Below are 17,877 nucleotides of genomic sequence, written 5' to 3'. Positions count from 1 at the left end.
CATTCAATTAACGAACGTCAATCCTGACGTAACCCGGAAGGGCTTATCATCTGTATAGAATATCAGTCTGATGCGGCAAGGGGTGCCCCCTGCCGGATCTCCCTTGCCATAGACGTGCTGAACAGGACACGCGAAAAAGGAATCCGTCAGGATTCCCTTTTCTGTTACGTTTCAGTGCCCGTTGATCGTTTCATTCACTTCTGAGCCTGGTGGAAAATCCGCCACAGAAAGGACAATATTCAGGCCCTGAGGCCGGAATGTTGTTGAATGAATCAACATATATTTATACCAGCGAAAAAATAACCGCTTATCCCTTACGTTAATACGTTCAAGAATACTGTACAACCTTGAGTATATCGACTTCTGGCTCAATCCCAGATATTGCGAAGCGTCAGCATAGGTATCCAGACAAACAATCGCATTGAGCGTGTGTTTATCCGCCCGATTCATCTTCGCCATAAACTGGCAGAACTCACACGTCTGCTCCCCACTGTTAGCCTGCGCATCCTTAAGTTTTTCAATAATCAGACTAATAGAATCACTATAGTTTATATGTTGTTTCAGGAACAAATTATCTTGTTTATCTGAAATACTCACTAATGTATATTCAGCGACTATGGCGCAACAGCATCGTGTTTGTACCCACATTGCAGGAAGAAAGCAGAATGGTTTCCGATCTGATGGCCTCGCTGCCCAATTTTTTATTTCACTCAGCGCAAGAGCGATCAGTGGAGAAATTTTATCATCGACAACCACGTTATCCCTCCTTGTATCGCTATTCGCAAATATACACTTAACTTAAAAAAAACTGCCAAATGATATAACTGTTCAATCTAATACATCATGATAGGAAAAAACTATCACTATTCTTATTTCTATCGTCACACCAGATCGGAATATTAACAAAAACCAACATATTTATATAAATATCAATTTGTTACAAAAAACAAAAAAGTCATATGGTGTAACAATACAGAAAACAAACAGAAACAATAAATCAACACAACAACGTGTTAAATCATAAAAAAACCAGGATTATTTAATCGCCATCCAGGAAAATAAATAAATATCAGCATCAATCTTAGGAATTATCAAAAATACATTTTAAGAATCTTCTGAAAATACTGAATTATCCTACAAACACAAGAGAAGAGAATGTTAATTATTAACAAGAAATTATTTAACGTATTTAAAAACAGGTCCTAACCTTTTATGGATTATTAAATAATTATTATAACCGCGTCACAGAAACAATCCATTTTCGCTGTTTTAACGATTAATTGTGGACGCACCTGGCCGGACGTCTTTGTGAGACAGAAAGGAAGAAGGTTTCAGGTGTGATAATTATGTATTACGGTCGTTGCTTTCGCCACGACGCTTCTCTTCTGGGGAGAATACGACATAGCCCTCAGGCTATGCCGCATAACTTACTTTATCGTGCGATTAACGCAAATACGCCCCAACCGAAGTATTCCCGGGTGTAGGTGACATGGCGTTCAGGCGCTATCGTCAACTCCGCGCGAACCTCATCGGCAAAATCATCCTCTGCATTAGCTTCTAACCAACGGCGCATTGTCAGCCATTTCGCCGCTTCATATCGGTCCCAGCCCTCCTGGTCTGCCAGTACCATTTCCACAACGTCATAGCCAAGTTTGTCGAAAGAGGCGACGAGCCCAGGAAGGGTGAGAAAATCAGCCTTCGACGAAACACCGCAGGCCTGGGCGATCTCTTCCGTTGCGGGAACCTGACGCCAGTAAGGTTCACCGATCAGTATCATTCCGCCTGGCTTGAGGCTTTTTGCCAACAGCCCGACGCTTCCGGCTACGCCACCGGCAATCCAGGTCGCGCCAACACAGGCCGCCACGTCGCATTTTTCGTCCGTGACGTAGCCCGCCGCGTCGTTATGAATAAAATGGACGCGTTCGCTGACGCCAAGCTCTTCAGCACGCTGTTTTGCCTGGGCAGTAAAAAGCTGGCTCATGTCGATACCGGTACCGTTAATGCCGTGATCGCGCGCCCAGGTGCAGAGCATCTCACCAGAACCACTGCCGAGATCAAGAATGCGCGCTCCCGGCTTCATGCGTAACACCCGGCCCAATGTGGCATACTTTTCCGGCGTAAACGGGTTATGAATGCGATGTTCGCTTTCGCTAATCGTAAAAATACGTGGGATATCCATTAGTTAATTCCTTTCATTGCGTTACGAGTAACAGAGCGTTCAGTCTGATTGTTATTCACGCCAGTGCTCCGGTTTCATTAAGGCCTGCGCACATTGGATGTCGCCGGCACGATCAAAGGGTTGTGCGGAGAGGGACTGCATCATCCAGCAGGCCTTATGTTCCTCCGCAATGGGGTAAGGCGCGGGAAAGCCTTTGTCTCCTGCACAGGGTTCAAATCCATGTCGCGGATAGTAAGTGGCATGACCGAGAACAAAAACGCACTGGCATCCCATCGAGCGTAAGTGTTCTATACCGGTACGAATCAATAATCCGCCCACGCCCCTCCCCTGGTATTCAGGGATGACCGCCAGGGGAGCAAGGATATGCATCAGAGGGGAATCCATTTCTCCTTTGAATGTCGCCCGGGTAAACAGGATATGCCCGACGGCGTTACCTTCCTGTCTGGCCAGCAACGATAACGTTGGACGCGCAGTGTCGTCCTCGAGCAAAGAAGCCACCAGGCAGGCCTCTTTACTGTAGCCAAAGGCGCGAGTTTCGACTTCCCGGATGTCGTTGGTATCACTTTCATCGGTAATATGAATAGTGAAGTTGCGTGTTGTCATAACGCTCTCCTTAGCGGTTATCTGGCTGAGCACGCACGTTGTTCAGCCCGGTGGTATTAATGCGGTACGGCTGACCATTGACGGATTTGATCAGCTTTTTGGTTTTGAGTTTTTTGAAGACGGCAAGTGTACAGTCGGCGAGCAGCAGCCCTTCGCGGCTGTAGCATTCAACGGCGGTGACGCGGCCTGACGCATCGCGGACGTGCGCAATACGTCCACCTTTGGCGAGAACGTGTAAGGTACGTTGTTCCTGACGGGATAAATTCATACTGGAAAACCTGTTTAATCATCATGTGCAAAACGTGCAAACACACAGCGGTGTCCGCATTCGATTTCGGCGCATTGATAATCAGTCCGGCCTGAAAAGGTCGGGGAAACTGATTATCAGATGATTACATTCTCCAGCATCAAAGCCTCGGGTTGAGTTGAAAGGTATTTACGAGATGAATGGTAACACGTAATTTCAGCAGGGATATGCGCAGGTCGGAAAAATGTGATCGCCGTCGAAATCACGCCCGTCGTCGCAGACATTGCCTCATTTACCATCCCAGGCCATATTTGCGAAGATGAGGATGACGGAATTGATCGCCAGATTCAGGGTCGCGTCACCCATTGCCTGCCGCTACCGACAGGCAATAGAAACGTACTTACTGCTGACGCGTTGCCGCTTTCATGCTCATCACAAATGCCTTTAACTCAGCCAGCATCGTTTCCTCATTATCTCTGTTTTTCTCAATGATCCTGACGATGGCAGAGCCTGAAATGGCCCCCGTCGCACCAGCGCTAATTGCATCCGCCACCTGATCGGGCGTGGAAACATCAAACCCCTGCAGTGTTGGTGGAGCCTGTTGCATAAGATATGTTCAGTATTCGTCTGCATAGTAGACAAACGCCAGCTTATTGCCGTCGGGATCTCTGACATAGGCGCTATGAAAGCCTTGTCCATACTGTGGTCTGTGACCCGGCGCGCCTTCATCCGCGCCGCCCAGGCGAAGAGCGAGCGCGTGAAGTTGTTGGATATGTTCGACGGATCGGGCATTCAGCGCCACCATCGTGCCATTACCGACACCTGCGGCCTGGCCATCAAAGGGTTTGCCAACGCACAATCCGGTGGTGTGGTTTTCACTGAACATCCCCCATGATGCGCCCTCTTCGCCGCGGCCTGCTTTCGGGTGCCCAAGCAGCTCCATTAACGGATCGTAGAAACCGATCGCACGTGGCAGATCGTTCGTACCCAGCATGATGTAAGAAAACATACTCCCTCCTCATTTGATGTCGCAGGGATTATCCGCTTGATCCCCCTGCGGGCGTCACCGTCAGGTTACGTGTGACTAACATACCGAACGGCAGCGAGTCGTTAAGCGCGTCAGATCAATAGAACAGACCTATACCATAATGAAGATTGATTGAACTTATATCCCCGGCGATCGCCGTTTTGCTGGTTTCAACGTATCTCTTGGCCGGTGAGCAGGATGGCAACGCTGGAATTTTTTTTCATGTTCCTTTTCCGCTCAGTACGCCATCCAGTATATATGGATAAAATAAGATGGATGAGAATGCGGTTCTGACATTGCTCAATGAGCGGGGTATGTATTTGCCGATCGGATTTATTACGGCTGTTGGCTTTTTACGGTCATTTTCCGACAGACATTCAATCTGATGACATACTCCGGTTTAAGCATGATGCGCCTTCATCCTGACTTTGTGAGTTTTGTAGTGACTGGTATCAGTGCTACCTAGCGCAACACAACTTTACCCAGCAGATACGTGGTTGCCTGTCCGCCGATATGTACACGCTCCCCGGCACTCTGACAGCGTAGCTCCCCACCGCGTTCGGCTCCCTGATACGCCAGCATCTCCGTTTTGTTCAGTTTTTCCGCCCAGTAAGGAATGAGCATGCTATGCGCTGAACCGGTAACGGGATCTTCCGCTACGGCTTCTCCTGGACAGAAGAAACGGCTGACAAAATCGTATTTCCCTTCACCCGGTGCGGTGACACAAACCATTTTCCCTAAAGGGATCATCGCGTGGATATTCGGGCGCAGCGCGTCAACCTGCTGCTGATTATCCAGCACCACCATATAATCCCTCCCAACGCGCATGTCTTTGTATTCCGTGATACCCAACGCCTCCAGCAGAAGAGACGGCGGCGTGACGGACTCGGTTCCCCAGGCAGGAAAATCCAGCGTCAACCATTCACCGCTACGTGCAACAGTCAGCGGGCCAACAAATCGGGTAGTAAAATGGATACTGTCGCGCGGATAATTCAGATGTTCAAAGATGACATGAGCAGCCGCCAGCGTGGCATGCCCACACAGATTGATCTCTCCCTGTGTGGTAAACCAGCGCAGCTCAAAGCCGTTTTCAACAGGGACAAAATAGGCCGTTTCTGACTGGTTATGTTGTTTAGACATCTTCAGTAACGTCTCATCAGGCAACCATTCGGTTAGCGGACAGACTGCTGCGGCATTGCCGCCAAACGTCGTGGTACTGAAGGCATCAACCATGTAAAAATCAATTTGTTGCATCGCGCAAACCTCGAATGTTCTTTGTGCAATTTACACTTTATCATGCCACGACGACCTGTCGTCTTTCATTTTCAGGTATTCATATTCAGCGTACTGGCAGTGCGATAATTCTGCTATTAAAACTGCGTACAAGATCACATTTAATCATCGCATTACGGTTCAGCATGTTGAACAAGGCATATTTTCAACTGTGCAATGCCGATATTATTTATTCTAACCACAGGAGGGAGCCAGTATGGTTCGCAAAGGGTGTAATTCATTAGTCCGTGCCGAAAAAATATTAACCCATATTGCATGGGTAGGCGTGGCGAGTTATATGGAGCTATTAAAAGAATTCCAGTATCCCAAAAGCAGCCTGCTTAATTTATTAAATGTGATGGTGGAGTGCGGCTTCTTAATTAAAAACAAAAACGGCCATTATTCGCTGGGAATAAAAAACTACGAACTGGGTTGTCAGGCACTGCACCGCCAAAATATCTTTGAGGTGACGAAACGGCCTATGCAGGAGCTGTCGCTGAAAAGCGGCCTGGTTTGTCACCTGGGGGCAATGGAGCGCTATTCTGCTATCTATCTCGACAAGGTTGAAAGCCCGGAATCAGTGCCAACGAGTAAAAGCTGGATTGGCAAAAAACTGGAATTACACATTACCGCGCTGGGTAAAGCGTTATTAGCCTGGAAAACACGGGAAGAACTGGATTATTTTTTAGATGCGATCACGTTAACGCCGCATACGCGCAATACGTTAACCGATAAAAAGTTATTTCTGGAGGAGTTGCAAAAAACACGACTTCGGGGATGGGCCATAGACAGTGAAGAATCAACCTATGGCGCGGTATGTTTAAGTATGCCGGTATTCAATATGTATAACCGGGTCAACTATGCGATCTCGCTGTCAGGTGATCCTGTGGTTTATTCAGGAAATAAGATCGACGGCTATCTGGAACTGCTCCGCAAATGTGCCGGGCAAATATCTTATGGGCTGGGCTACAGAAACGAAAATGAGTATTTACGAAAAGGAAACTGAGGTAATGAGAAAATTCAGCGGCATTATTCCACCGGTATCCAGCACGTTTCATCGTGACGGGACCATTGATAAAACAGCAATGCGTCAGGTTGCCGACTTCCTGATCAATAAGGGAGTCGACGGGCTGTTTTACCTTGGCACCGGGGGTGAATTTAGCCAGATGAATACCGCCCAGCGAATGGCGTTCGCCGAAGAAGCCGTTGCCGTTGTCGGTGGTCGGGTTCCGGTCCTGATTGGCGTCGGTTCGCCTTCTACTGATGAAGCGGTCAAACTGGCACAACATGCCCAGGCCTGCGGCGCTGACGGCGTCGTCGCAATTAACCCCTACTACTGGAAAGTCGCGTCACGCAATCTTGACGACTATTACCAGCAGATCGCCCGTAGCGTCACGCTGCCGGTGATCCTGTACAACTTTCCGGATCTGACCGGTCAGGACTTAACCCCAGAGACCGTGAAACGTCTGGCGCTGCAAAATGAGAACATCGTCGGGATCAAAGACACTATCGACAGCGTCGGCCATCTGCGCACGATGATTAACACCGTTAAGTCAGTGCGCCCGTCATTTTCGGTCTTCTGCGGCTACGACGACCATTTACTCAACACCCTGCTGCTGGGCGGCGATGGCGCAATATCCGCCAGCGCGAACTTTGCTCCGGAGCTCTCTGTCGGTATCTATCACGCCTGGCGCGAGGGCGATCTGGCAACCGCCGCCACCCTGAATCAAAAGCTGCTGCAACTGCCGGCGATTTACGCCCTGGAAACGCCGTTTGTCTCACTGATCAAATACAGCATGCAGTGCGTGGGATTGCCGGTGGAGACGTATTGCTTGCCGCCGATTCTCGATGTGTCAGAAGAAGCCAAAGAAAAAGTCCATGCACTGCTGGTCGCGCAGGGAATTATATCGCTCTGAGGAGAAGATCATGTCTGTTCGCTCTATTTTTGCTGACGAGAGTCACGATATCTACACCGTCAGAACGCACGCCGACGGGCCTGACGGTGAACTGCCGCTGACGGCGGAGATGCTCATCAACCGCCCGAGCGGGGATCTGTTCGGGATGACGATGAATGCCGGAATGGGCTGGTCTCCGGATGAGCTGGATCGCGACGGCATTTTACTGCTCAGCACGCTGGGAGGGTTACGCGGGGAAGACGGTAAGCCCATCGCACTGGCGCTGCACCAGGGTCACTACGAGCTGGATATCCAGATGAAAGCGGCAGCAGAGGTGATCAAAGCGAACCGCGCCCTACCCTATGCCGTGTATGTTTCCGATCCCTGCGACGGACGAACACAGGGTACAACGGGCATGTTTGATTCACTGCCATACCGTAATGACGCCTCAATGGTGATGCGCCGCCTGATCCGCTCCTTGCCCGATGCGAAAGCCGTTATTGGCGTGGCGAGCTGTGATAAGGGACTCCCGGCCACCATGATGGCCCTCGCCGCGCAGCATGACAAAGCGACAGTGCTGGTGCCTGGTGGCGCGACGCTGCCCGCGAAGGATGGAGAAGATAACGGCAAAGTGCAGACCATTGGCGCACGCTTCGCCAATGGCGAGTTATCGCTAAAGGACGCTCGTCGTGCTGGCTGTAAGGCCTGTGCCTCCTCTGGCGGCGGCTGTCAATTTCTGGGTACCGCCGGGACATCGCAGGTGGTGGCCGAAGGTCTTGGGCTGGCGATCCCGCACTCTGCGCTAGCCCCTTCCGGTGAGCCGGTATGGCAAGAGATCGCCAGAGCATCCGCGCGGGCAGCGTTGAACTTATGTAAAAAAGGTATCACTACCCGGGAAATCCTTACCGACAAAGCGATTGAGAATGCGATGACGGTTCATGCAGCGTTCGGCGGTTCAACAAACCTGCTGCTGCACATCCCGGCGATTGCCCATCAGGCAGGCTGCCATGTCCCGACCGTTGACGACTGGATCCGCATCAATAAGCGTGTGCCCCGACTGGTGAGCGTGCTCCCGAATGGTCCGGTTTATCACCCGACAGTGAATGCATTCATGGCAGGCGGTGTGCCGGAAGTGATGTTGCATCTTCGCAGTCTTGGATTGCTGCATGAAGACGTGATGACCGTAACCGGCAGCACACTGAAGGAGAACCTCGACTGGTGGGAACACTCCGAGCGGCGGCAGCGATTCAAACAGCTGCTGCGCGACCAGGAACAGATCGACGCCGACGAGGTGATCATGTCACCGCAACGCGCACGGGAGCGTGGCCTGACTTCAACGATCACCTTCCCGGTTGGCAATATTGCTCCGGAAGGATCGGTGATCAAGTCCACCGCCATTGACCCCTCGGTAATTGATGATCAAGGCATCTATTACCATAAAGGGGTGGCGAAGGTTTATCTGTCCGAGAAAACAGCAATTTACGATATCAAGCACGACAAAATTAAAGCAGGCGATATTCTGGTCATTATCGGCGTTGGCCCTTCCGGTACCGGGATGGAAGAAACCTACCAGGTCACCAGCGCCCTGAAACATCTGTCTTATGGTAAGCATGTCTCCCTGATCACGGATGCGCGTTTCTCGGGCGTTTCCACTGGCGCGTGCATTGGTCACGTGGGACCGGAAGCCCTCGCCGGGGGGCCAATCAGTAAATTACGCACCGGGGATATTATTGAAATCAAAATTGATTGCCGCGAACTTCAGGGCGAAGTCAATTTCCTCGGAACCCGTAACGATGAAAAATTACCCTCACGGGAGGAGGCTACCGCAATATTGAACGCCAGACCCAGCCATCAGGATTTACTTCCTGATCCGGAACTGCCAGACGATACCCGGCTTTGGGCGATGCTTCAGGCAGTGAGCGGCGGGACTTGGACGGGCTGTGTTTACGATGTGAATAAAATCGGTGCGGCCCTGAACGATTATATGAATAACACCTTAAAGCAAAAATAATAATATCCAGACCGCTAAATAACCCGGCTACACATTATTAAAACATTGTGTAGTCGGACTATGACCGGTCGCAACCCTACAATGAGAGGACGTTATGCCACTAATTATCGTTGTGGCAGGGATTGCTTTACTCCTGCTTTTAACCATTAAAATTAAACTCAATACGTTTGTTTCCTTAATTATTGTCTCGATTGTTGTCGCCATTGCCAGTGGAATGGATCTGAATAAAGTCGTCACGTCGGTCGAATCCGGCCTTGGCGGTACGCTGGGCCATATTGGTTTAATCTTCGGCTTCGGCGTGATGCTCGGTCGCTTACTGGCTGACGCGGGTGGCGCACAGCGAATCGCCCTGACCATGCTGAATTATTTCGGTAAAAAGCGGCTTGACTGGGCGGTAGTCTGTTCAGCCTTTATCGTCGGTATCGCACTCTTTTTCGAAGTTGGCTTAATTCTTCTGGTGCCTATTTTATTCGCCATCGCCCGTGAAGCGAAAATATCGCCGATGTTTATGTGTGTGCCCATGCTTTCCGGTTTGCTGGTCGCGCACGGTTTTTTACCCCCGCATCCCGGCCCAACCGTTATTGCCCGTGAATATGGCGCAGATGTGGGACTGGTACTGATCTACGGCATTATTGTCGGCATTCCGACCTTTATTCTTTGCGGGCCGATATTGAACAAATTCTGTCAGCGGATTATTCCTGACGCGTTTAAAAAAGAGGGGAATATTGCCTCCCTCGGTGCGACCCGCCGGTTCAGCGAAAACGAAATGCCCGGCTTTGGCATCAGCTTTCTCACCGCGATGCTGCCGGTGATCCTGATGGCGGTAGTGACAATTATCCAGATGACCCATGCTAAAAACGCCTCGGAGTCAGGCACGTTCTATAACGTATTACTGTTCTTAGGTAACTCGACGATTGCAATGCTGATCTCGTTGCTGTTCGCGATTTATACCATGGGTCTGGGTCGCGGAAAGACAATCCCTGAACTGATGGACTCCTGCGGCAAAGCCATTGCCGGTATCGCAGGACTGTTGCTGATTATCGGCGGTGGTGGCGCATTCAAGCAGGTGCTCATCGATTCTGGCGTGGGTCAGTACATTTCTACTCTGGTCTCAGGCATGGATATTAATCCGATTCTGATGGCCTGGGGCGTTGCCGCGTTCCTGCGTATTTGCCTGGGTTCTGCCACCGTAGCAGCGATCTCGACTGCCGGACTGGTTATCCCGCTGCTGGCGGTACATCCCAACACTAACCTGGCGTTGATTACGCTGGCCACTGGAGCAGGTTCCTGTATCTGCTCCCACGTCAACGATGCCAGCTTCTGGATGATTAAAGACTTCTTCGGCCTGACAACCAAAGAGACGCTGCTGTCCTGGACGCTGATGTCAACGCTGTTATCCATCTGCGGACTGATATTTATCCTGCTCGCCAGCATGGTTCTTTAATTCTCCTCTCGCCAGTGGATCGCGTTGTCGATTCACTGGCGCCCCTCCCTTCACGTGGTATCAGAAAACAACTGTTAACAGCTTACAAACGTCAGCAATGGGCCGAGCAGCAGTATTGTTACTTTTGTATTCTGTTAACGCGAACCACAAGCGGTTGCGTTTTGGTGTCCAGACTGCCGTTAATACTGATCATTTGATCGGGTTTTACCGTGCGACCATCAAAGACAGAGAGTGGAATCAGCGTATGGATACTGCCGGTTTTATCGCGAAAAACAAATTTATCATCGCCCAGATCGTCAATCAGATTACCACGCAGAGAGATGGTTGCGCCGTCATGCATGGTTTTAGCTTGTTGAACCGTCATGGTTCTCGCATCTTCAACACCACGATACCCCTCATCCAGGGCGTGAGGCGGCGGCGGTGCCGTATCTTTTTTCAGCCCACCATTATCGTCAGCAAACACTGTCGGGATTAAAAAACAACATAGTAATGGTGCCACGGATAATTTCATTTCACCCTCATCTCATTGTCGACTTGACTTATTAAGTCTGATTGCTATTCCTTAATCTGGCAAACTGGAAGAGTCTTAAAAGGTAATAGTGTTACGAATCAGATAACTGACGGGATACAAGCGAAACGGTGAGGTTAAAGATGCCCAGAGAAAACATGAAAGTCCCCGGCATTGAAGAGAGTCAGCGTTTTCTGAATTTTGAAGCGAGATTTCATAAGATTGGGTTTGTCATTTTACTGTGTATTATTTCCCTGGCCATAGTCGGTGTTTTTTCTGGTGGTTATTTCAGTGATTCGGGGAAGAGGAATACTACCGGGGAGGTGACATTAAATTTTGAACGGTTTGGTCGATTGCAAACAGAATTTAAATTAAAAATCTCTGCTACAGACCAACGATCCGGGAAGAATATTTATCGCATTGGTGGAGATTTCAATTCTTTTTATGAGACAGCGAATATCTGGCCTCAACCTGACAGCATGTACAGCAAGGGAGACGATCTGTACCTGGTGTATAACGCACATGAAAATCAGCAACATACCTCTATCTGGTTACTCGTTACCCCCGTAAAGCCTGGCAGCGCAAAAAGTGTTATTCAATTAAACTCCGGCCCTGAAATCGATTTCAGGCAATTTATTTATCCGTAGGAGGTCTGTATGGAAATGGTGCTGAGGGCTTTAGCCATATATCTTATTTTACTTGTCGTGTTTAAGATTGCTGGACGCCGGGCGTTATTACAGATGACCAGTTTCGACCTGATTTTACTGTTGATTATTAGCGAAGCCACACAGCAGGCATTATTAGGCAATGATTTCTCCGTTACCGGAGCAATGCTCACCATTGTCACGTTGGTGACGATCGACATATTGTTCGGATTCATTAAAAAACAGATGCATGGGGCTGAATCTGCTCTCGATGGATCACCGGTTATTCTGCTGGAACACGGCGAACCATTAATGGAAAAGATGAGAATGGTAGATGTCTCTCTCGACGATATCTTAGTGGCTGCCCGGCAGAGCCAGGGCATTACGGAGCCGGGTAAAATTAAATACGCCATTCTGGAGCGTAATGGGCATATTTCAATTATTCCTGATGAGGATTAAGGAAAAAGAGAATGAAAAAATCGGCATATAACGAAGCGAAAACCGCTGGCGTGTTAACGAAACAGATCGCGAAGACGTTTATTGCCAAGGGCTTATCCTCGACCACAGCTGAATCGACATCTGGCTACCGCACTTTGCGCTGAGGCAGATATGTCCGCGTTGATGATGCTTCGAATTCATTAAATTTGTTCTACGCTTATTTATGCTTGTCAGAAAGATAGACTGAGGTGAATGAATGGCTAATAAATATAATGAAAAACAGGTGGCTATTATGACAAAGACAGAGCGTTTTCCTGCTCGCCTTGTCCACACCCACAACAACGCTTTGCGGAGCTTGTTGGAAAAATGCAACCACGTCCCGCTGCCCCGATCGTTGTGAAGAAAGCTATCCGGGATAGTGGTCGACTTTTTGGCAGCAAAAAGCAACCTTCAAGACCCATGTCTACTCAATATTATGGATTACCAAAGCGGCGATCGTTGCTTTTACAAAATCGCAGGCAAAGCGACTGGCGCTGATAAATGCTGTTACTGGACGGTTTTACAATGTTGTGGAGACCAACCACAGGAGAACGACTGATGAAAGTACTGACCTGTCAGCGCTCTCAACATGTCAACATCGATACACTCGCGGCGGACGATATCGTTGCTCTGGCTGAATATTTATCCACCCAGGGTTCATATAACCTTGATGTTATACGTATTTAGTTTGAATCCTCTATTCACAGATACCCAGGAGATTACATGGCTGACGTAAATGAACGCATTGAAATCCTCGAGAAAAACCTTAATGATCTGAGCCTCGATCTGCACGCATCAAAGGTTGCTATTAACGTTTTATCTACGGTGGTAAACACCCTAAGTGGTGAACCTGGTTTACTTGAGAGATCATATGAGCAAACCAGAAGTTCTGCTCCACTTGTAAAGTTCAATCACCCGGTAGAGGAAGGTTATGAGGATAAACTTACGGAGAGAATATTGAATTTACTCTCGACTACCCAACACGAGCTTTAATAATCCACAGCTTCCTCAGAGGATAAGCGGAATATCCTCTCGGGAGGATCGCATCCCGGGCTCCCCAGCCAGGGACAAATCTGCCCCGGAACGGGTGTTCCGATATGCACACTATTCCCCTCAATGGAAAACCTGGGCGCAGTAGTGACGTACGCACTGTCTGCCCATGGCATAGCGTGGACAAGCTGGCAAAACTGAAGGTCCCTATTGAACAAAGAGTAGATGTTTATGTCCATCATCACCGCTGAAGGACGCATAGCATATGGGGGATATCAATCAACGGGGAGTCACTCAACTTAAGCAGGTACATTTGTTTTGTATTAAGATGCTTGTCCGGCAGGTGCTTTAAGCTCAAGTCCAAGATCAAGATGGATTTTTCAACATGACCAGAACAGAAAGGCTTCTCGAATTATTACAGATATTAAGGGCACAACGATATCCGATCACAGCTTCCGCTCTCTCAGATCGATTAGGCATAAGTGTACGCTCCCTTTACAGAGATATTAAAACGGGCTTTGTTGAATAAATCAGATTTCGGGTAAGTCTCCCCCGTAGCGGGTTGTGTTTTCAGGTAATACGCACGCTTTCAGGCATACCTGCTTTCGTCATTTTGTTCAGCGCTCGTACCAGGGCCATAGCCTCCGCAACCTGACCATCGTAGTCACGCAGCGTCAGTGAACCCCCGAACAGCTGTTTTACCCGGTACATCGCCGTTTCCGCTATCGAGCGACGGTTGTAATCTGTTGTCCATTTCCACCGCGCATTACTCCCGGTCATTCGCTGATTAGCCACTGCACGGTTACGGTCTGCATATTCACCGGGCCAGTAACCCGCACCTTTTCGGGGTGGGATAAGCGCGCTGATTTTCTTACGCCGCAGTTCATCGTGACAGAGCCGGGTGTCGTAAGCGCCGTCTGCCGATGCTGCCCTGATTTTTCTGTGAGTCTGCCGGATAAGACCCGGGAAGGCTTCTGAGTCCGTCACATTGTTCAGCGACAGGTCAGCGCAGATGATTTCATGTGTTTTACTGTCAACGGCGAGATGCAGCTTACGCCAGATACGGCGGCGTTCCTGGCCATGCTTTTTGACTTTCCACTCGCCTTCACCGAAGACCTTCAGCCCGGTGGAATCAATTACCAGGTGTGCGATTTCACCCCGGGTGGGCGTTTTGAAACTGACATTAACCGACTTTGCCCGCCTACTGACACAGCTGTAATCCGGGCAGCGCAACGGAACATTCATCAGTGTAAAAATGGAATCAATAAAACCCTGCGCAGCGCGCAGGGTCAGCCTGAATACGCGTTTAATGACCAGCACAGTCGTGATGGCAAGGTCAGAATAGCGCTGAGGTCTGCCTCGTGAAGAAGGTGTTGCTGACTCATACCAGGCCTGAATAGCTTCATCATCCAGCCAGAAAGTTATGGAGCCACGGTTGATGAGGGCTTTATTGTAGGTGGGCCAGTTGGTGATTTTGAACTTTTGCTTTGCCACGGAACGGTCTGCGTTGTCGGGAAGATACGTGATCTGATCCTTCAACTCAGCAAAAGTTCGATTTATTCAACAAAGCCATTAAAACGCTACAACACCAGGGCGCGGCAAATGGTGAATACTGAGTCGTTCCACTGCCGCTCATCAGCACAAACTGGTTGGCGTTAAAACCGACACGGGTAATCACGGGCTGACCATCCTGCGCCAGCACTGCAATCGACATCCCGGCGTTGTACATCACGCCGTTGATTCGCACACCAGCCTTCAGCGTGTGAATTGCTGTCGCCCCGTCCGCATCAACTACCGCAGTGAGCTTGTCCTCCAGCGTGGCGGTCACATCCTCGATCTGCGCCTGAACCTGTGTGGACAGTTCAGCCATCGCTTTATCAACATCAGCGATGGTTGTTTTAACAATCAGGATATCTGCACGGACCTCTCCAAACTGCGCCCACTGATGCTCAACGGTTGAATGATTCGCCAGAGCATTTTGCAGTGCAGCTTCCAGACTGGTGTCAATGTCTCCGGTCAGGCGATCGCCATCTTCGGAAGTCAGGAAGCCATCCGCAATATCGCCGAGATAGTCATCGGCGTTATCGTTGGACATGCCGCGGATCCAGTCGGTATATCCCGATTCGTTTCCGGTCTTATCCACCAGTTGCGCGCGGTACCAGAACTCCTGCCCCGCTCTCAAGCCGAGTTGTGTGTATTCCGATGAAGGATAAGGCACATCAGAAAGCAACAACGGATCTGAAAAATCACTGTTCGCGGTGTACTGAATCTCCGTTTTCAGCGTATCAGCAGTGTTTGCCGGGAACCCCCAGTTCAGACGAATACCCCAGTTGATGCCCGTTGCCATAAAACCAACCGGCTTCGGCGGGTTACCGACCTTACCCGTCAGTGTTTTCTCTTCCGAGTAACCCCATCCGGAGGAGATCTCCGCGGCGTTAATGGCACGCACACGCACCAGGTAGCGCCCGGCATAAATACCCGTAACATCGAAAGACGTGGTGGAGCTGCGCGGTACGTTTACCCAGTTGCCATCATTGCGGCGCCACTGCGCTTCATAAGCGATAGCATTGGGTGCCTGGTCCCAGCTGGCACGCATCGTTTCGACGCTGATACCCTGCTGAACAACGGAAAACGAACTGATAATGATGTTTTCCGGCGCATGCTGATTACCCGGAGGAACGACACTGACAGGCCGCTGATCAATGATGGCGCCAGTATCAATGCAGGCATATTTATCCGGATCATGAGAAGCCCCGGAAATCGTGAATGTGCCATCGTTATTATCGGCCACACTCACAACGCGGTACTGCTGCGCATAGAGCTCATCTGATTCAGCAACCCATACACATTCGGCCTGCGGTGTTTCTCCGTAAGCTGTCGTGACTGTAATGGTCCTGCCGTTCACCGCCTGTACTGTTCTGGCCTGCGACACGCCGGACGGCAGGTTCACAATAAGACGGTTACCGGGTGTGATATCCGCCACGCGATCAAGGGTGATGACCCTGCCATTCACAGAACTGATACGACCGCCGGTGACTTTCCCCGACAGCATTTCGTCAGCAACCGCAATGACGTAACCTGGCTGCGGGATGTTACCGTCCAGACCAACAGAGAAAGTAACTACCCGATCTTTGTTATTGGTCAGGATCCCCCAGCGCCCCTTACGATTTGCCTCCGATTGCCGGGTGCAGCCGATTGCAGTGAGCTCGAGCTGATTGAAGCCGTACCGGGCAACCAGTGACTGTTCAAACACCGGCTCCATCGCATCCGCATAAGCATTATCCGGATCGGACCAGGAAACCAGAGAAGTTGTATAGCGGGTCTTGGTTGTGCTGCTTGAATAGACGAACTGCCCGTCAATAACGTTGGCGCGCGTATAGGTGTAATCGATATCGCGGGGCATGTCCGCCAGCGCCACTATCTGATTGCCACCCCAGTAAGTCATCCCACGGAATATGGCCGCGAAATCCCGCAGCACGGTGTATGCCTCATTCCTGTTCTGCACGTAGACGTTGCAGATATAACGGGGCTCGGTACCACTGCCTCCCTTACCGTCCGGCACCGGCTGATCGCAATACTGCGCGACCTGGTACAACGTCCATTTATCAATGTTTGCCGCCGTCAGGCGATTACCAAGACCAAACCGATCCGTCACAACCAGATCGTAAAAAATCCAGGCCGGGTTGTCTGTCCACGCCCATTTAAACGCGCCGGTCCATGTACCACCATAGGTCCGGGTTTCGGGGTTGTAATTATCCGGAACACGAATTACGCGCCCGCGCGGCTCGCAGGAAATCTGCGGAATAGAGCCATTAAACTGACTGGAGTCAAATTCAATGTAGAGCAAAGCGGTGTTCGGATAGCGCAACTTGGCATCGATCACCTCGGTGTAGCTTTGCAGCGTCATCGCATCGCCAATTTTTGCACTGTTGGCATCGGCGGTGATTTTGCGAAGTCGCACGGTCCATGTTGTTCCTGCCTGCGGCAGAGCAATGCGATGGCTGCGCTCATAACCGGATGTAGTTTTCCCGGTCACACGCGTGTTGATCACTGTCTGCCATGCGCCGCCGTCGGTCTGCAGATCGATCGCATAATTAATCGAGTACCCGACCAGGTCGCCGTCGTCTTCCTGCCTGAAAAGTGAAGGCCATTTCAGACGCAGGCGGATGGCTGAAAGCTGGATATTTGTGAAGGTGTGAGTCCATGCCGTACTGCTGGAGATCGCCGTACCCACATTAATTTCATTTTCGGTGCCCGGTATCCCCTGAATATATTTTTGCGCCTGAGTACCAGGACGAAATTCCCAGGCCACTCCACCGAAGTTTTTCGAACCGTCATAGTTTTCAATGGGTGTTCCGTCAAGGTAGATGACTTTCCCGGTCAACTGGCCTGCAAATTCGCCTTCGCCCAGCGCGATCAGGATTTTTGCTTTTGCAACAGACTGCAGGTCATCGGGTTGTTCGGTTGGTGTGCGGGTCTTTGAACTGCCGCCCTTGCGGCCTTTAATCGCAGTTGCAGTTGCAGTTACCATATCGTACCCATAAAAAAGCCACCCGAAGGTGGCCTGGTGGAGAGTGATT

17 protein-coding genes and 3 pseudogenes are annotated in these 17,877 nt (G+C 50.2%); 10 read left to right on the top strand and 10 right to left on the bottom strand.

Going from position 1 to position 17,877, the window contains the following annotated elements; genetic code table 11:
• Positions 1-171: 171 nt before the first annotated feature.
• From HVX64_RS09570 to HVX64_RS09540, 7 genes and pseudogenes are all read right to left on the bottom strand, one after another.
• Positions 172-756, bottom strand: a complete 585-nt coding sequence (locus tag HVX64_RS09570) for a hypothetical protein (protein WP_044258110.1) — start codon at positions 754-756, stop codon at positions 172-174.
• A gap of 676 nt (positions 757-1,432) precedes the next feature.
• A complete protein-coding gene (locus HVX64_RS09565; protein WP_044258113.1) occupies positions 1,433-2,179 on the bottom strand; it encodes a class I SAM-dependent methyltransferase in 747 nt (248 codons plus the stop codon).
• A gap of 55 nt (positions 2,180-2,234) precedes the next feature.
• Positions 2,235-2,782: pseudogene (locus HVX64_RS09560) on the bottom strand (N-acetyltransferase).
• 10 nt (positions 2,783-2,792) lie between these two features.
• The gene (locus HVX64_RS09555) at positions 2,793-3,050 is read right to left on the bottom strand and encodes a YjhX family toxin (protein WP_043001077.1); all 258 of its coding nucleotides are present in this window, start codon (positions 3,048-3,050) and stop codon (positions 2,793-2,795) included.
• 379 nt (positions 3,051-3,429) lie between these two features.
• Positions 3,430-3,630 (bottom strand): annotated as a pseudogene (locus HVX64_RS09550) (tryptophan synthase subunit alpha); the annotation flags it as partial.
• A 15-nt stretch (positions 3,631-3,645) separates the two neighbouring features.
• Entirely contained in the window at positions 3,646-4,038 is a 393-nt protein-coding gene (locus tag HVX64_RS09545) for a VOC family protein (protein WP_044258118.1), read from the bottom strand.
• Between the two features lie 480 nt (positions 4,039-4,518).
• The gene (locus HVX64_RS09540) at positions 4,519-5,310 is read right to left on the bottom strand and encodes a PhzF family phenazine biosynthesis protein (RefSeq protein ID WP_044258121.1); all 792 of its coding nucleotides are present in this window, start codon (positions 5,308-5,310) and stop codon (positions 4,519-4,521) included.
• Positions 5,311-5,545: 235 nt separating this feature from the next.
• On the opposite strand from HVX64_RS09540, the gene HVX64_RS09535 reads away from it, so the two are divergent.
• From HVX64_RS09535 to HVX64_RS09520, 4 genes are all read left to right on the top strand, one after another.
• Positions 5,546-6,334, top strand: coding sequence for an IclR family transcriptional regulator (locus HVX64_RS09535; RefSeq protein ID WP_043001081.1), 789 nt, complete (start codon positions 5,546-5,548; stop codon positions 6,332-6,334).
• A gap of 4 nt (positions 6,335-6,338) precedes the next feature.
• The gene (locus HVX64_RS09530; protein ID WP_043001082.1) at positions 6,339-7,244 is read left to right on the top strand and encodes a dihydrodipicolinate synthase family protein; all 906 of its coding nucleotides are present in this window, start codon (positions 6,339-6,341) and stop codon (positions 7,242-7,244) included.
• Positions 7,245-7,254: 10 nt separating this feature from the next.
• Positions 7,255-9,234 (top strand): xylonate dehydratase YjhG, encoded by a 1,980-nt coding sequence (gene yjhG, locus HVX64_RS09525; RefSeq protein ID WP_044258124.1) that lies wholly within the window; start codon positions 7,255-7,257, stop codon positions 9,232-9,234.
• A gap of 94 nt (positions 9,235-9,328) precedes the next feature.
• Positions 9,329-10,678: a GntP family permease gene (locus tag HVX64_RS09520; RefSeq protein ID WP_043001084.1), complete on the top strand. Its 1,350-nt coding sequence runs from the start codon at positions 9,329-9,331 to the stop codon at positions 10,676-10,678.
• A 118-nt stretch (positions 10,679-10,796) separates the two neighbouring features.
• Here the strand turns inward: HVX64_RS09520 and HVX64_RS09515 are convergent, their stop codons facing one another.
• A complete protein-coding gene (locus HVX64_RS09515) occupies positions 10,797-11,189 on the bottom strand; it encodes a YdeI family stress tolerance OB fold protein (RefSeq protein WP_043001085.1) in 393 nt (130 codons plus the stop codon).
• A gap of 155 nt (positions 11,190-11,344) precedes the next feature.
• Between HVX64_RS09515 and HVX64_RS09510 the strand changes: the two genes are divergently transcribed.
• The 6 genes and pseudogenes from HVX64_RS09510 to HVX64_RS09495 all read left to right on the top strand — a co-directional run.
• The gene (locus HVX64_RS09510) at positions 11,345-11,833 is read left to right on the top strand and encodes a hypothetical protein (protein WP_249418900.1); all 489 of its coding nucleotides are present in this window, start codon (positions 11,345-11,347) and stop codon (positions 11,831-11,833) included.
• Between the two features lie 9 nt (positions 11,834-11,842).
• On the top strand, positions 11,843-12,289 hold the full coding sequence (locus HVX64_RS09505; RefSeq protein WP_044258127.1) for a YetF domain-containing protein: 447 nt from the start codon (positions 11,843-11,845) through the stop codon (positions 12,287-12,289).
• Between the two features lie 11 nt (positions 12,290-12,300).
• Positions 12,301-12,432 carry a hypothetical protein gene (locus HVX64_RS24235; RefSeq protein ID WP_256434243.1) on the top strand — a complete coding sequence of 44 codons (132 nt, stop codon included), beginning with the start codon at positions 12,301-12,303 and terminating at the stop codon, positions 12,430-12,432.
• A 433-nt stretch (positions 12,433-12,865) separates the two neighbouring features.
• The gene (locus tag HVX64_RS24230) at positions 12,866-12,994 is read left to right on the top strand and encodes a hypothetical protein (RefSeq protein WP_255347751.1); all 129 of its coding nucleotides are present in this window, start codon (positions 12,866-12,868) and stop codon (positions 12,992-12,994) included.
• 36 nt (positions 12,995-13,030) lie between these two features.
• Positions 13,031-13,300: a hypothetical protein gene (locus HVX64_RS09500; RefSeq protein ID WP_044258129.1), complete on the top strand. Its 270-nt coding sequence runs from the start codon at positions 13,031-13,033 to the stop codon at positions 13,298-13,300.
• Positions 13,301-13,682: 382 nt separating this feature from the next.
• Positions 13,683-13,811, top strand: a pseudogene (locus HVX64_RS09495) (HTH domain-containing protein); the annotation flags it as partial.
• Positions 13,812-13,867: 56 nt separating this feature from the next.
• On the opposite strand, the gene HVX64_RS09490 reads toward HVX64_RS09495, so the two are convergent.
• Entirely contained in the window at positions 13,868-14,791 is a 924-nt protein-coding gene (locus HVX64_RS09490; protein WP_346010953.1) for an IS5-like element IS903B family transposase, read from the bottom strand.
• Between the two features lie 46 nt (positions 14,792-14,837).
• Positions 14,838-17,828, bottom strand: coding sequence for a host specificity protein J (locus HVX64_RS09485; protein WP_249418899.1), 2,991 nt, complete (start codon positions 17,826-17,828; stop codon positions 14,838-14,840).
• Between the last annotated feature and the right edge of the window lie 49 nt (positions 17,829-17,877).

This window comes from Citrobacter sp. RHB20-C16, from assembly GCF_013890155.1.
Classification (GTDB): domain Bacteria; phylum Pseudomonadota; class Gammaproteobacteria; order Enterobacterales; family Enterobacteriaceae; genus Citrobacter_A; species Citrobacter_A amalonaticus.
This window is presented reverse-complemented; position numbering and strand designations above follow the sequence as displayed.